This is a genomic window from Pseudomonas sp. D3, from assembly GCF_029320995.1.
Lineage (GTDB): Bacteria > Pseudomonadota > Gammaproteobacteria > Pseudomonadales > Pseudomonadaceae > Aquipseudomonas > Aquipseudomonas paraveronii.
Genome location: NZ_CP119772.1, coordinates 1,137,189 through 1,152,787, shown reverse-complemented (window position 1 = coordinate 1,152,787; position 15,599 = coordinate 1,137,189). Strand labels below are relative to the sequence as shown.

Genomic DNA, 15,599 nt, shown 5'->3' with positions numbered 1-15,599 from the left:
ACGAACGCGTGCAAAAACGCGACATTTTTAGTTGATCTATGGCCCCTCAAGTCCTAAAGTTCGCGCCGAACGTCCATGCTGGAAACGATCCATCCGGCTCAAGTACTGACGACGAGACAGCAAGGCCAAGGGAAGCGGTTATTCCCATGGCCTTTTTGCTTTCGGCGACATGCCTTGGGAAGTAGGCGAACCAAAGTGGGGATACGGAGGACGTTCATTTGCACCCATTGATCAATTTAGTTTGCCCTTAGGAGTTCCCAGCATGTCGATCAACGTCGAAGACTATTTCGCGCGCGCCACTTTTGACAAAATGAAGGCGTTCGCCGACAAGCAAGAAACCCCGTTCGTGGTGATCGACACTGCGATGATCAGCCAGGCCTACGATGACCTGCGCGCCGGTTTCGAATTTGCCAACATCTATTACGCGGTCAAGGCCAACCCGGCCGTCGAGATCATCGACCTGTTGAAAGACAAGGGTTCGAGCTTCGACATCGCCTCGATCTACGAGCTCGACAAAGTGATGGACCGCGGCGTCAGCGCCGACCGTATCAGCTACGGCAACACCATCAAGAAGTCCAAGGACATCCGCTACTTCTATGATAAGGGGGTGCGCCTGTTCTCCACCGACTCCGAAGCCGACCTGCGCAACATTGCCAAAGCCGCACCGGGCTCGAAAATCTATGTGCGTATCCTCACCGAAGGCTCGACCACGGCTGACTGGCCTTTGTCGCGTAAATTCGGCTGCCAGACCGACATGGCCATGGACCTGCTGATCCTGGCGCGTGACCTGGGCCTGGTGCCGTATGGCCTCTCGTTCCACGTCGGCTCGCAACAGCGCGACATCAGCGTGTGGGACGCGGCGATTGCCAAGGTCAAAGTGATCTTCGAGCGCCTGAAGGAAGAAGACGGCATCCACCTCAAGCTGATCAACATGGGCGGCGGCTTCCCGGCCAACTACATCACCCGCACCAACAGCCTGGAAACCTACGCTGAAGAAATCATCCGTTTCCTCAAGGAGGATTTCGGCGACGACCTGCCGGAAATCATCCTGGAACCGGGCCGTTCGCTGATCGCCAACGCCGGCATCCTGGTCAGTGAAGTGGTACTGGTTGCACGTAAATCGCGTACCGCCGTCGAGCGTTGGGTGTACACGGACGTGGGCAAGTTCTCCGGCCTGATCGAAACCATGGACGAAGCGATCAAGTTCCCGATCTGGACCGAGAAGAAAGGCGAGATGGAAGAAGTGGTGATCGCCGGTCCTACTTGCGACAGCGCCGACATCATGTACGAAAACTACAAGTACGGCCTGCCGCTGAACCTGGCAATCGGTGATCGGATGTACTGGTTGTCGACCGGTGCGTACACCACCAGCTACAGCGCGGTTGAATTCAATGGCTTTCCGCCGTTGAAGTCGTACTACGTATAAGACGGCCCTAAAACAAAAAACCCATGACTCGTCATGGGTTTTTTATAGTTCAGAAACAGGTCAGAGCACGTTGCTCATAGGCATCGGCCATCGCCCGAATCCGCGGGTCATTCGCCGCCGCCAACGCCTTGTGTGCCACCCGCAAAAACTTCAAATTGCCGCCTGCCAGCGCCGTGCGCAGCCACGCCAGCGCCGCCTCGATCTGGCCGCTGTCGGCCAGCACCGCCGCATAACTGAACTGCCCACGAAAATCACCAGCTTCGGCTGAGCGTCGATACCACGCTACGGCAGCGTCCAGATCCCTCGGGCAAAATTGCCCCTCTTCCAGATAGCGTCCCAACAGGTTCATCGACTTCGCATGGCCCTGCTCCGCCGCCTGGCGATAACACCTCAGCGCGTGTGCTTGATCCTCGGCGACGCCGCGACCGGTGGCCAGCAGGTTGGCGTAGTTGTACTGCGCCCAGTCCAACCCGGCTTCGGCCGCAAGCTGATATTCCCACGCCGCCGCCGCTTCGTCGGCGGTGCAACCCCAGCCATGCTCCCGGCAGCGCCCCAACATATTGCGCGCCATCAAGTGCCCGCCCTGCGCCGCGATCTGGAACCAGCGCAGTGCCAGCGCTTCATCGCGCTCGATGCCGCGCCCTTCCAAGAGGATCTGCCCGAGCAAGGCCTGGGCATCGACCACGCCCTCCTTGGCCGCGATCAGGATCGCCTGGGCCGCGCGCACCGGTGAGTCGTCGAGCATGCGCTGCAACTGTTCGACGTTGAGCACTTCTTCACGGCGCAATAAAAAACCCATGCTCAGACCTCGACCCAGCGACGCAACAGGTTGTGGTAAGTGCCGGTGAGCTGGATCAACGCCGGGTGGTCGGGGACATCCGCGCTCAGTTGCTGGATCGCACCGTCCATCTCGAACAGCAAGGTGCGCTGGCTGTCTTCGCGCACCAGGCTTTGGGTCCAGAAAAACGAGGCGTAGCGTGCGCCACGGGTCACGGCGTTGACTTTGTGCAGGCTGGAACCGGGGTAGAGCACCATGTCGCCGGCGGGCAGTTTGACCCGTTGCAGGCCGAAGGTGTCCTGGATCTCCAGTTCGCCGCCGTCGTACTCCTCCGGGTCGCTGAAGAACAGGGTCGACGACAGGTCGGTGCGCACCCGCTCATGGCTGCCCTTGGGCTGGCGCACGGCATTGTCGATATGGAAATCGAAACTGCCCCCGGCGGTGTAGCAGTTAAGCAGCGGCGGGAAGACTTTGTGCGGTAACGCCGCCGACATGAACAGCGGGGTTTGCCACAACCGCTCAAGCATCGCCGCACCGATTTCCTTGGCCAGCGGGTGGCCTTCGGGCAATTGCAGGTTGTGCTTGGCCTTGGCGGACTGGTACCCGGCGGTGATTTTACCGTCGGCCCAGTCGGCGGCTTCCAGCGCTTGGCGGATGCGCTGCACTTCCTCACGAGAGAACAGGCCGGGAATATGCAGCAACATGGGCACTACCTGAGAGCGGAAAGACGTTAATGGTATTGATTCTTATCCAATCTGTAAAACGCATAGACGAACGAGATCGTAAAAACCGTAAGGGAAAAGTGTAAAGAATGTAAATTCGCTACGAATAGCAATGAATCGCAATTGATACAAAGTCTTGTTCAATCTATATTCCGCGGCCTCACATCCTTGGGGAAAGGACACGTCATGTCGCGCACTTGCTTAAAAACACCTACCAGTTCACCACGCTTGCTGGCTTCGGCCATCGGCGTTGCTCTCGGCGCCAGCTCCGTCGCCCATCTGGCGCAAGCGGCCGAAGACACCGAACAGAAAGGCCAGCGCAACAGCATCTCCCTGGGCGCCACCAGCATCACCGGGGAAGAACAGGACGCCACCTCCTATCAGGTCGAGAAAGCCTCTTCGCAAAAATACACCGCGCCGCTGGTGGACACGCCGCGCTCCGTCACCGTGGTGCCGCAGCAAGTACTCAAGGACACCGCTGCCACCTCGCTGCAGGATGCTTTGCGCACCGTGCCCGGCATTACCTTTGGCGCCGGCGAAGGCGGCAACCCCCAGGGCGACCGCCCGTTCATCCGCGGGTTTGACGCCCAGGGCGACACCTACCTGGACGGCGTGCGCGATACCGGCGGCCAGACCCGTGAGATCTTCGACATTGAATCGATCGAAGTCAGCAAAGGCCCGAACTCCTCGTTCGGCGGGCGTGGCTCGGCCGGTGGCAGCCTCAACCTGGTGAGCAAGACGCCCCAGGCGCGGGACTTCACCAACGGCGGCTTCACCTACGGTTCCGACCAGACCCGCCGCTACGTGCTCGACGTTAACCGCCAATTCCTCGACGACAGCGCCGCGTTCCGCCTGAACCTGATGAGCCACGAGCAGAACGTGGCCGGCCGCGACGCAGTGAACTACGACCGCTGGGGCGTGGCGCCGTCGCTGACCTTCGGCCTGGGCACGCCGACCCGCGTCAACGTCAGCTACTACCACATGGAAAGCGACGACCTGCCGGATTCGGGGATTCCCTACGGCTACGGCTCCGCGACCGCCACCGCCCACGTGCACGACAAACCCAACGACGGCGGCGACAGCAATAACTTCTACGGCCTCAAGAGCCGCGACTTCCGCAAGACCCGCGCCGATATCAGCACGGTCTCCGTCGAACATGACCTGAACGACAACATGACGCTGAAAAACACCCTGCGCCATGGCAACACCGGCCAGGACTATATCCTCACGCAGCCGGACGACAGCAAACTCAACGTCAACAAGTTCGGCACCGTGTGGCGCCGCGCCAACAGCCGCGTGTCGACCACCGAGACCACCACCAACCAGACCGACCTGTTCGGCAGCTTCCAGGCGCTGGGTTTCAAGAACACCTACTCCACCGGCCTCGAATTCACCGGCGAAGAAACCCGTGTCAGCAGCTACACCATCAGCCCCAACGCCAACCCGGTCTGCACCGTGGCCAAAGGCAGCCTGGGCGGCCAATGCACCTCGCTGAGCAACCCGAACCCAGACGACGCCTGGACCGGTAGCATCGCGCGCAACTACAACGGCACCAACACCAAAGCCACCAGCCGCGGCGCCTACGTGTTCGACACCATCGAACTGGACCCGAAATGGCTGCTGAACGTCGGCCTGCGCTACGACACCTTCGACACCGTGGCCAACACCAACGCCGCTGCCGGGCGCACCAAGATCAAGGAAGACAGCCAATTCTTCAACTGGCAGGGCGGCCTGGTCTGGAAGCCTGTGGAGAACGCCAGCATCTATGCGTCCTACGCCACCTCGGCAACCCCGGCCGGTGGCCTGGTGGGTGAAGGCTCCGACGGCAACCCACTGTCTGCCGGCGCCGCCACCAGCGACCTGCAACCGGAAGAAACCGTCAACTATGAGCTGGGCACCAAGTGGGATCTGTTCCACGACCGCCTTTCGCTGACGGCTGCGGTGTTCCGCACCGAGAAGAAGAACACGCGCATTTTGGTCGATGCCCTGACCTACCAGAACGCCGGCGAATCCCAAGTCGACGGCATCGAGCTCTCGGCCAGCGGCAAACTCACGGATCAATGGCAAGTGTTCGCCGGCTACAGCTACCTCGACAGCGAACTGGTCAAAGCCGGTCGCAACGGGCGCAACGGGGTCGTCAGCGCCGGTTCCAACGAGGGCAACCAAATGCCCAATACGCCGAAGAACTCCTTCAGCCTGTGGACCACCTATGACATCACTTCGAAACTGACCATCGGCGGCGGTGCGTTCTATGTCGACGAGGTCTACGGCGATGTCGGCAACACCGTGTATGTACCGTCCTACACCCGCTACGACGCCATGGCCAGCTACAAGCTGACCAAGAACGTCGACCTGCAACTGAACGTGCAGAACCTGACCGACAAGACCTACTACGACAAGGCCTTCTCGACCCACTTCGCCAACCAGGCGGCCGGGCGCACCGCACTGTTGACCACCAGCTTCCACTTCTAAGCGGTCAACCAGAAACCAAAGCCCCACGCATCGGATGCGTGGGGCTTTTGCGTGCTAAACAACAAAGTTTCTCGACAACCCACGGCATAATGCGCGCCGTGCTACAGATACCCAGATGAGCGAGGCGGTCCGACGTGTTGAAGAAAACCCTGTTCCAGTTGCACTGGTTCTTCGGCATCACTGCCGGGCTGGTGCTGGCCTTGATGGGGATTACCGGGGCGGCGGTGTCGTTCCAGGATGAACTATTGCGTGCGCTCAACCCCAGCGTACTGAGCGTGGAAAAACGCGAGGCCGGGGTACTGCCGCCCGCCGAGCTGGTGCGCAAGCTCGAAGCCAGCGAAGGCAAAACCGTGTCGATGCTCTGGGTGGAAACCGACAGCGGCAGCGCCGCGCGCGTGTTCTTCACCCCACCGCCGGGTGAACGGCGCGGCCAGATGCGGTACTTCGATCCCTACACCGGCGCCTACATGGGCGACGCCGTCGGCCAGGACGTGTTCGGGTTTATCCTGCAACTGCACCGCTTCCTCGCGATGGGCGACACCGGCCGGCAAATCACCGGGGCCTGCACGCTGATTCTGCTGTTCTTCTGTCTCTCCGGCTTGTACCTGCGCTGGCCGCGCCAGGTGGCGAGCTGGCGCGCGTGGCTGACCCTGGACTGGCGCAAAAAGGGCCGCAGTTTCAATTGGGACCTGCACTCGGTGTTCGGCACCTGGTGCCTGTTGTTCTATCTGTTGGCGGCGCTGACCGGCCTGTCCTGGTCCTACGAATGGTACAACCGGGGTCTTACCAAGCTGCTGTCCGACGCCCCGCAGAACGAACGGATGCGCAAACGCGGCCCGCCGCCGCAAGGCCCGGCGCCGGTGGCCAACTACGAGGCGATCTGGAGCAGCATCTACAGCAGCGCCGGCCCACGCTTGAGCGCCTACAACATCCGCATGCCAGCGGTCGCCGGGCAGCCGGCCACGGTGTTTTACCTGCTGAAAGATTCGCCCCACGACCGCGCGCTGAACCAGATCAACCTGGACCCTGCGACCGGGGAGGTGAAATCCCACGACCGCTACGCCAGCAAAAGCCTCAAGGCTCAATTGCTGACCAGCATTTATGCACTGCACACCGGCAGTTACTTCGGCCTGGTGGGGCGGATCATCCTCACCGTCAGCTCGCTGCTCATGCCGCTGTTCTTCATCACCGGCTGGTTGCTGTACCTCGACCGCCGCCGTAAAAAGCGTCAGGTACGCAATGCCCGCGAGAGCCTCAGCGCCAATCACAGTCACGCGCCGGCGTGGCTGATCGGCTTTGCCAGCCAGAGCGGTTTTGCCGAACAACTGGCCTGGCAGACCGCCGGGCAATTGCAGGCGGCCGGCTTGCCGGTCAACGTGCAGCCGCTGGGCAGCGTCAGCCAGGACCAACTGCGCCAGTCAGAAAATGCGCTGTTCGTGGTCAGCACCTTCGGCGACGGCGAAGCGCCCGACAGCGCCCGAGGCTTCGAGCGCAGCGTGCTCGGCCAGGACCTGTCCCTCAAGGGCTTGAACTACTCGGTACTGGCCCTCGGCGATCGCCAGTACACGCACTTCTGCGGCTTTGCCCGGCGCCTGCATTTCTGGCTGACCCACCAGGGCGGCAACCCATTGTTCGCCCCCGTGGAAGTCGACAGCGGCGACACCGACGCCCTGCTGCACTGGCAACAACAGCTGGGCCAACTCACCGGGCATGCGCCGACAGCGGCGTGGCCGAGCGCACAGTATGAAAACTGCAGCTTGAACCAGCGCACCTTGCTCAATCCTGGCAGTGTCGGTTCGGCTGTGTACCTGCTGGCGCTGAGCGCGCCGTCAGGGCAAAGCTGGACGGCCGGCGACCTGGTGGAAATCCTGCCGCGCAACAGCACCGGGGCCATTACGCAGTTCCTCGAGGGCCTGGGCTTGGCCAGCCGCGAAAGCGTGCTGATCGACGGCCTGGCCCACACCCTCGACCAGGCCCTGGCCACCCGCCAACTGCCGGACAACCGCGCCCATCTGGTGGGCTTGCATGCCCAGGCGCTGGTGAACGCGCTGGCGCCCCTGGGCATGCGCGAATACTCGATCGCCTCGATTCCCAGCGACGGCGTGCTGGAGTTGATCGTGCGCCAGGAACGTCATCCAGACGGCACACTCGGCCTGGGCTCGGGCTGGCTGACCGAACACGCGGCCCTCGGCTCAAGCATCACCCTGCGCTTGCGCCGCAACAGTGGTTTCCACCTGCCGGACGCACCTGCGCCGTTGATCCTGCTGGGCAACGGCACTGGCCTGGCCGGTTTGCGCAGCTTGCTCAAGGCGCGCATTGCCGATGGCCAGCAGCGCAATTGGCTGCTGTTCGGCGAACGCACAATCGCCCACGACTACCTGTGCCAGGACGAACTGCAAGGCTGGTTGGCCAGCGGTGACCTGGCGCTGCTGGACCTGGCGTTTTCCCGCGACCAGGAGGAAAAGATCTACGTACAGGATCGCCTGCGCGAATCGGCGGACGTGTTGCGGCGATGGCTGGCGGACGGTGCGGCGATCTATGTGTGTGGCAGTTTGCAGGGGATGGCTGCGGGGGTGGATCAGGTGCTGCATGAGGTGCTGGGCAGCGAGACGGTGGAGCGCTTGATCGAGCAGGGCCGCTATCGCCGGGATGTCTACTGAGATCCTGCAAACACTGAAGAACCCATGTGGGAGGGGCGGTGCGACGGTTCGACTTGCCCCCGATGGCGGTGTATCAGTCAATTCATGGGTTACTGACCCACCGCCATCGGGGGCAAGCCCCCTCCCACAGTTTTGACTGCATTCCAAATCAGTTTTTGACTGCATTCCAAATCAGTTTTTGACTGCATTCCAAATCAGTTTTGACTGCTTTCCAAATTAGTGTTGGCTGCTTTCCAAATCAGACCGGTTGCAGCTTTTGCTCGAACACTGAAACCCCATCCAGATCGCGCAGCATCACCGTCAATTCTGCCGTCTGCCCATCGATCTGCACTTCGCCAAAAAACTGGAACCCGGCAAACGGCGACGTGTTCTGCGCCGGCGGTGCTTTTTCGAACACCACCTGCGGGCCAAAGGTTTTATCCAGCGGATTGGGCCCGAAGCTCCCCGCATTCAGCGGCCCTGCGACAAACTCCCAGAACGGCTCGAAGTCCTGGAACGCTGCACGATCGGGGTGGTAGTGATGCGCCGCGCAGTAATGCACATCCGCCGTCAACCACACATGGTTGCGCACCTGCTGCGCGCGCAGAAACCCGAGCAGCTCGGCGATTTCCAATTCGCGGCCCTGGGCCGGGCCGGGGTCGTTGTTGGCGATCGCTTCCCAGCGCTGCACACCTGGGCTGACTTCGCCGTCAGGCACGCCGAGGCCGATGGGCATGTCGGCGGCGATCACCTTCCATTGCGCCTGGGACGCCTTGAGTTCGCGCTTGAGCCAGTCCAGTTGCTCTCGGCCGAGGAAGGGTTTTGCGCCGCCCAGGTTGTCATCGTTGGGCCCGCGATAGCTGCGCATGTCGAGCACGAACACATCCAGCAGCGGGCCGTAACTGAGCTTGCGATAGATCCGCCCGCCGCCGTCGGCGCTTTGTCGACGCATGGGCGAATATTCCAGCCAGGCCTGACGCGCACGGCCGACCAGGGTGTTGATGTCCCGGGTCTGGTAACGCTCATCGAGCTGCTTGCTCGGCGACCAATTGTTCACCACCTCGTGGTCGTCCCACTGCCAGATCTGCGGCACTTCGGCGTTGAAGCGCCGCACGTTTTCATCCAGCAGGTTGTAGCGGTAATTGCCGCGATACTCATCGAGGGTTTCAGCGACTTTGCTCTTGGCCTCGGTGGTGATGTTGCGCCAGATGCGCCCGCTCTCGGTAGTCAGTTGCGCCGGCACCGGGCCGTCGGCGTAGATGGTGTCGCCGCTGTGGATAAAAAAGTCCGGCAGGCGCAACCGCATGGCTTCGTAGATGCGCATGCCGCCGATGTCCGGGTTGATGCCGAAGCCTTGGCCGACGGTGTCGCCGCTCCACACAAAACGAATATCACGACGCTGTTGCGGCACGCTGCGCAGGTGGCCGAACCAGGGCTCGCTGGCGACGCCGGTCTGGGCATCCTCGAACTGCACACGGTAGAAAATCGCCTGGTCGGCGGGCAGCCCGGTGAGTTCGACACGGGCGGTAAAGTCGCTGCGGGTGTCGGCCAGCGGCGAGACAAATCGGCGGGGGTTGCTGAACACACTGCGGGTGTCCCACTCCACCACCATCCGCGCCGGGCGGTCGCTGCGGCTCCAGATCATTGCGCGGTCGCCGAGCAGGTCGCCGGACTGCACGCCATCGGTGAGTTGCGGCCGGTCCTTGACCGAGGCAATCACCGCCGGCGCCAGCCCCGGCAACAACAGGCCCGCGCCGACCGCTTGCATTACGCGGCGACGGCTGAGATCGAAGTGGCTCATGCAAGTGCCCTCTTGAGTATCAAAAGGGCAACTAGAACATAGGGGGATGAAGCCGATATGACACCGCCTTCAAGGCACTGCAGATCGCAATGTGGGAGGGGGCTTGCCCCCGATGGCGATGTGTCAGTCACCCATGAATTGACTGATCCACCGCCATCGGGGGCAAGCCCCCTCCCACATTTGGATCTGCGTCAGGCTTGGGCTGAGGTGACCGCCAGCTCCACCGCTTCCGGGCGTTTGATCAGCGCGTACACCAGCCCCGTCAATACGCTACCGGCGACAATCGCCAGCAAGTACAGCAGCGCATGGTTCATCGCATTCGGAATGATCAGCACAAACAAGCCGCCATGGGGCGCCGCCAGTTTGCAGCCGAAGTACATCGACAGGGCGCCGGCCAGCGCGCCGCCGGCGATGCTGGCCGGGATCACCCGCAGCGGGTCCTTGGCGGCAAACGGAATCGCGCCTTCGGAGATAAAGCACAGGCCCAGAATCATCGCGGCCTTGCCGGCCTCGCGTTCGGTCTGGGCAAACTTGCGCCGGGCCAGGAAGGTCGCGATACCCATCCCAATCGGAGGCACCATACCGGCCGCCATGGTCGCGGCCATCGGCGCACCGCTGGACGCCGCCAGCAAGCCGACGGAGAACGCATACGCGGCCTTGTTGATCGGCCCGCCCAGGTCAACGCACATCATGCCGCCGAGCAGGATGCCGAGCAGCACAGCATTGGTGGTGCCCATCGTGCTGAGGAAGTCGGTCAGGCCGGTGAGCAGCCGCGCCACTGGCGGACCCACCAGATAGATCATCGCCAGGCCCGTGAACAGGCTCGCCAGCAACGGGATGATCAGGATCGGCTTGAGCGGCTCCAGGCTTTGCGGCAGGCGCACCGCGCGAGTGATCAGCTTGACGCAGTAACCGGCAAGGAAACCGGCAACAATCCCGCCGATAAAGCCCGCGCCCAACGTACCGGCCAACAACCCGCCGATCATGCCGGGGGCCAGCCCAGGCCGGTCGGCAATCGAGTAGGCGATATAGCCCGCGAGCAGCGGCACCATCAGCATGAAGGCCTGGTCACCGACGGTTTTCAGAGCCGCCGCCAGGGTGCCTTTTTCTTCAAAGGCATGGATGCCGAACACGAACGACAAGGCGATCAACAAACCGCCCGCCACCACCATCGGCAACATGAACGACACGCCGGTCAGCAGGTGTTTGTAGACCCCGGTTTTTTCCGATTTGGCCACCGTGCCGCTCGCCGCGCTTTCCACGACGCCTTCGGCCAGGGCCTTGTTGAGGGTCGCTTCGGCTTGCTTGAGGGCAATGCCGGTGCCGCAGCGGTAGATCTTCTTGCCGGCAAAGCGCTCGGTGGCGACTTCGATATCCGCCGCCAGCAACACCACGTCGGCCTCGGCAATCGCTTGCGGGCTCAACGGTGTGCGTGCGCCGACCGAACCCTGGGTTTCCACCTGCAACTCATAGCCCAGGCGCTTGGCGGTCTGCTGCAACGCTTCGGCGGCCATGAAGGTGTGGGCTACGCCAGTCGGGCAGGCGGTAATCGCGACAATCCGCGGAGCCTGTTTCGTCGCCACCGGGGCTTGGCTGGCGACATACACCTGGGCCTCTTCGGCGCCACGGCGCAACACGGCCTCGACGTCCTGCAAGGCCTGGGCTGGGGTGCTCTGGAACACGCGCTTGCCAACAAACCGCTGCATATCCACCGGCGTGCTGCTGACCAGCAACACCCACTCGGCGGCATCGAGCGTGGCCTGGGACAGCTGGCGTTCCGGGTGCTGCACGTCCACCACTTCGACGCTGGTGCTCCAACCCTGGCGCTGCGCGGCGGCGTCAAGCAAACGGGCGCACAGCACACTGGTGACCATGCCGTTCGGGCAGGCGGTAACAATGGCTAAATTCATCACAAACCCTCTTATTGTTCTGTCAGCGGGCGCACATGGACGCCGCTTTCGAGACGCGCCAACTGCGCGTCATCGCTGATGCCAAACCCGATCTGCGTGACGGCCATCGCGGCAATTGCCGTGGCACGGCGCAAGGTCGTTTCGGGCACATCGAAACCGAGCAAACCGTGGAGCATCCCGGCCAGCAGCGAATCACCTGCGCCGACGGTGCTGGCGACGCTGACCTTCGGCGGCGTGGCATGCAACGCCGTGCCGGGGCTGAACCAGTTCACGCCGTCGGCACCATGGGAAATCACCACATGCTCGATGCCCTCGGCATGCAAACGCTCGGCGGCCTGGGCCTGTTGGTCGACGGAGTCCGTCGGGCAATCCAGGGCCTCGGCGAGTTCTTCGGTATTGGGCTTGATCAACCACGGGCTGGCCTTCAACCCGGCGCGCAGGGCTTCGCCGCTGGTGTCCAGGGCAACTTTCAAGCCGAGGTTTTTCAGTTGCTCCAATAAGCCTTGGAACCACAGCGGGCTGACACCGCGCGGCAAACTGCCGGCGACCACCACCGCATCGTGCCCTGGGGCAATCAACGTGAGTTGATTGAGCAACGCTTGCTGTGCCTGCTCACTGACCTGCGGCCCCGGCGCATTGATGTCGGTGACGCGGCCACCGTGTTCGGCGATCTTGATATTGCTACGGGTCTCGCCGGGCACGCGGATGAACGCATCGACAAACCCACGGCGAGCGATAAGCGCCTCAAAGGCCTGGGGGTTGTCCTCGCCGAGAAAACCGCCGACGGTGACGTGATGGCCGAGGTCAGCCAGCACCTGGGCGACATTCACGCCCTTGCCGGCGGCGTGGGTCAGCATCGTCTCGCTGCGATTGACTTCACCGGGTTCCAGGCGCGCCAGGCGTACCGTGAGGTCCAACGCCGGGTTCAGCGTCAGGGTCAAAATCCTTGCCATCTACACGGCCTCCACAAGGGCTCGCACTTCAGCGGGCGAACCCACCGCGAGTGCTTGTTGGGCCAGGCTCTGGGCCTCGCTCAGACTGAATTCACGCACCCGCGCCTTCACTTCAGGAATGCTGCGGGCCGACACGCTCAACTCATCCACGCCGAGGCCGATCAGCACCGGCACCGCCAGCGGGTCGGCGGCCAGCTCACCGCACACGCCGACCCATTTGCCATGGGCATGGGCGGCGCGCACGGTGATGTCGATCAATTGCAACACGGCGGGGTGCAGGCCATCGGCCTGGGCCGACAGCGTCGGGTGGCCACGGTCGATGGCCAGGGTGTACTGGGTCAGGTCGTTGGTGCCGACGCTGAAGAAATCGACTTCCTTGGCCAGCACCGGCGCGAGCAACGCGGCGGACGGCACTTCGATCATGATCCCCAGTTGCAGGTCGGCCACCGGGATTTCCAGGCGCAGGCGCTCGGTCATGTCCCGGGCCGCGCGCCACTCATCGACGCTGCCGACCATCGGAAACATGATGCGCAGCGCCCGGTTATCCGCCGAGCGCAGCAACGCGCGCAACTGCGCTTCCATGATCTGCGGGCGTTGCAGCGTGAGGCGAATGCCGCGCACGCCGAGGAAGGGGTTTTCTTCCTCGGCGATCGGCCAATACGGCAGCGGTTTGTCGCCGCCCACATCGAGGGTGCGGACCACCAACGGGCGACCGCCGAGGCCGTCGAGTACGCGGCGGTATTCGGCTTCCTGGGTGGCTTCGTCCGGCGCCTGGGGGTGGGCCATGAAAATCAGTTCGGTGCGCAGCAGGCCAATGCCTTCGGCGCCCTGCTCCACCGCGCTCGCCACGCCGGCGCTTTCGCCGATATTGGCGAACACTTCCACGGCGTGACCATCGCGGGTCAGGGCCGGTTGATGGCGCTGCGCCGAGGCGGCTTGCAGGCGTTGTTCACGGGTGTCGCGTTCGACGGTGGCGCGTTGCAGGGTCGCGGCGTCGGCGTCGACATGCAGGCGGCCACGCTGGCCGTCGAGCAACAACGGCGTACCGGCGGCCAGCAGCAACACGGCCGGGCCGGCGCCCACCAACGCGGGAATGCCCAGGGCGCGGGCGACGATGGCGCTGTGGGCGGTGGCCCCGCCACGGGCGGTGAGAATACCGGCGACGCGGGCCGGGTCGAGGCGTGCGACATCCGACGGGCCGACTTCGTCCATCACCAAAATGTAGGGTTCGCTCGGTTCCTGGACGGTTTCGACACCGCACAACTGCGCCAGCACGCGGCGACCGATGTCGCGCAGGTCGGCGGCGCGCTCGGCGAGCAGGGCGTCCTGCAACGACTCCTGTTGTTTGGCGGCGGCTTCGATCACGCTCATCCAGGCGGCTTCGGCGCTTTCACCCTGTTTGAGGCGGGTGTCGACGTCGTCGGTCAGTTCCGGGTCGTCGAGCATCTCCTGGTGGGTGATGAAAATCTCGCGGATCGCCTTGGCCTGGCTGCGTTCGATCAGGCCCTGGATATCGCGGCGCACGTCCGCCAGTGAGGCGTGCAGGCGCTGGCGTTCGATGCTCGAGGACTCGCCACGCAGCGGATAGTCGAACGGTTGCAGCACCTGGATATGCGCCGGGCCGATGGCGATGCCGGGGGCGGCGGCGATGGCCTGGATCTGGCTACCGGCCAGCGGCGCGCTGAGCGCCGGTTCGAGATCCACAACGGCGGCTTGCGCACTCGCGGCAGGCAGCGGCTCGACCTCTTCGCCGAGCCCCTCTTGCACCGCCGCCAATAACGCGGGCAGCGCATCGCCAGCAATCGCCGGCTCCGCGACAAACTCCAACACCTGGCCACGCCGGGCGCCGAGGCTAAGCAGCTTGCTCAGGCTTTTCACCGACACGGCGCCCACCGCGCCATCGACGATGCGCACGCGAATATCGCCGTCAAAACTTTTCGCCAGTTGCGCGAGGATCTTCGCTGGCCGTGCGTGCAGGCCGTGGGCGTTGGCCAGGGCGATGCGGGCGCTGGGCCAGTCGGGCGGCAACTCACCGCCCAACACTTCAAGCACCGCGCGGCTGCTGGTGGCGCGGCCGAGTTCCTGGCCTCGCCCTTCAATCAACAGCGCACACAGGCGTTCCAGCAAGGTCTGGTGCGCTTCGCCGAGGCTGGCCAGGCAGAACAGGCCGTTGAGCGGCTGGCCGAGGTAACGCATGGGTTTGTCCGGGGTGACAAACGCCAGGCCCGGGCGCTTGACGGTCTGCTCGCTGTGCAGCCACCACAGGCCATCGCCCAGGGGCAGCGCGTCGACCTGCTGCAACACGGCGGCAAAGCCATTGCTCACACAATCGGCCTGGCGCAGCAGGCGTGCGCCGCGCCACACCAGTTCTTCAAAGTCATCGGCGGACACACCGAGCCCAATCATTTGCGCGTCCAGCGCCAATTCCTGCGGCGCGCCCTGCAGCAGTTTCAGCAACGCTTCGGCGGAAGCTGCGCGGCGCAGCGCCTGGCCCAGGTCGGTTTCACCGAGGGCGCGGGTCAGCAGTTGCAGCAGGCGCAGGTGCTCATCGGATTTGGCGGCAATACCGATCGCCAGGTAGACGATCTGGCCATCGCCCCAGTCCACTCCTTCGGGGAACTGCAGCAGGCGCACGCCGGTGGAAAACACCTGGTCGCGGGTTTCGGGCGTGCCGTGGGGGATCGCAATACCTTGGCCGAGAAAGGTCGAGCCTTGGGCTTCACGGCCTTGCAAGCCGCTGAGATAACCCTCGGCGACCAGGCCGTCGGCCACCAGCTTGTCAGCGAGCAGGTGCAAGGCAGCAGATTTATCCACAGCCGTCTGGCCCATGGATATCTGCTCTATGGTGAGCTCAAGCATGCCGTTCTCCTAGTTAGTGCGGCGGGCGCACTAGGTATT

9 protein-coding genes are annotated in these 15,599 nt (G+C 63.4%); 3 read left to right on the top strand and 6 right to left on the bottom strand.

The window, feature by feature from the left end; genetic code table 11:
- Nucleotides 1-262 precede the first annotated feature (262 nt).
- A complete protein-coding gene (locus P3S72_RS05055; RefSeq protein ID WP_276196496.1) occupies nucleotides 263-1,426 on the top strand; it encodes a type III PLP-dependent enzyme in 1,164 nt (387 codons plus the stop codon).
- A gap of 49 nt (nucleotides 1,427-1,475) precedes the next feature.
- Here the strand turns inward: P3S72_RS05055 and P3S72_RS05050 are convergent, their stop codons facing one another.
- Entirely contained in the window at nucleotides 1,476-2,225 is a 750-nt protein-coding gene (locus P3S72_RS05050; protein WP_276196495.1) for a tetratricopeptide repeat protein, read from the bottom strand.
- 2 nt (nucleotides 2,226-2,227) lie between these two features.
- A complete protein-coding gene (locus tag P3S72_RS05045) occupies nucleotides 2,228-2,908 on the bottom strand; it encodes a Fe2+-dependent dioxygenase (RefSeq protein ID WP_276196494.1) in 681 nt (226 codons plus the stop codon).
- A gap of 204 nt (nucleotides 2,909-3,112) precedes the next feature.
- Here P3S72_RS05045 and P3S72_RS05040 point away from each other — a divergent pair, with 204 nt between their 5' ends.
- Nucleotides 3,113-5,398, top strand: coding sequence for a TonB-dependent siderophore receptor (locus P3S72_RS05040; protein ID WP_276196493.1), 2,286 nt, complete (start codon nucleotides 3,113-3,115; stop codon nucleotides 5,396-5,398).
- A gap of 134 nt (nucleotides 5,399-5,532) precedes the next feature.
- Nucleotides 5,533-8,058 (top strand): sulfite reductase flavoprotein subunit alpha, encoded by a 2,526-nt coding sequence (locus P3S72_RS05035; RefSeq protein WP_276196492.1) that lies wholly within the window; start codon nucleotides 5,533-5,535, stop codon nucleotides 8,056-8,058.
- A 238-nt stretch (nucleotides 8,059-8,296) separates the two neighbouring features.
- On the opposite strand, the gene P3S72_RS05030 is transcribed toward P3S72_RS05035, so the two are convergent.
- The 4 genes from P3S72_RS05030 to ptsP form a co-directional block, all read right to left on the bottom strand.
- Nucleotides 8,297-9,838, bottom strand: coding sequence for an alkaline phosphatase D family protein (locus P3S72_RS05030; protein ID WP_276196491.1), 1,542 nt, complete (start codon nucleotides 9,836-9,838; stop codon nucleotides 8,297-8,299).
- A 191-nt stretch (nucleotides 9,839-10,029) separates the two neighbouring features.
- Nucleotides 10,030-11,748, bottom strand: a complete 1,719-nt coding sequence (locus P3S72_RS05025) for a PTS fructose-like transporter subunit IIB (protein WP_276196490.1) — start codon at nucleotides 11,746-11,748, stop codon at nucleotides 10,030-10,032.
- Nucleotides 11,749-11,759: 11 nt separating this feature from the next.
- Nucleotides 11,760-12,701, bottom strand: a complete 942-nt coding sequence (gene pfkB, locus P3S72_RS05020) for a 1-phosphofructokinase (protein ID WP_276196489.1) — start codon at nucleotides 12,699-12,701, stop codon at nucleotides 11,760-11,762.
- On the bottom strand, nucleotides 12,702-15,560 hold the full coding sequence (gene ptsP, locus P3S72_RS05015) for a phosphoenolpyruvate--protein phosphotransferase (RefSeq protein ID WP_276196488.1): 2,859 nt from the start codon (nucleotides 15,558-15,560) through the stop codon (nucleotides 12,702-12,704).
- Between the last annotated feature and the right edge of the window lie 39 nt (nucleotides 15,561-15,599).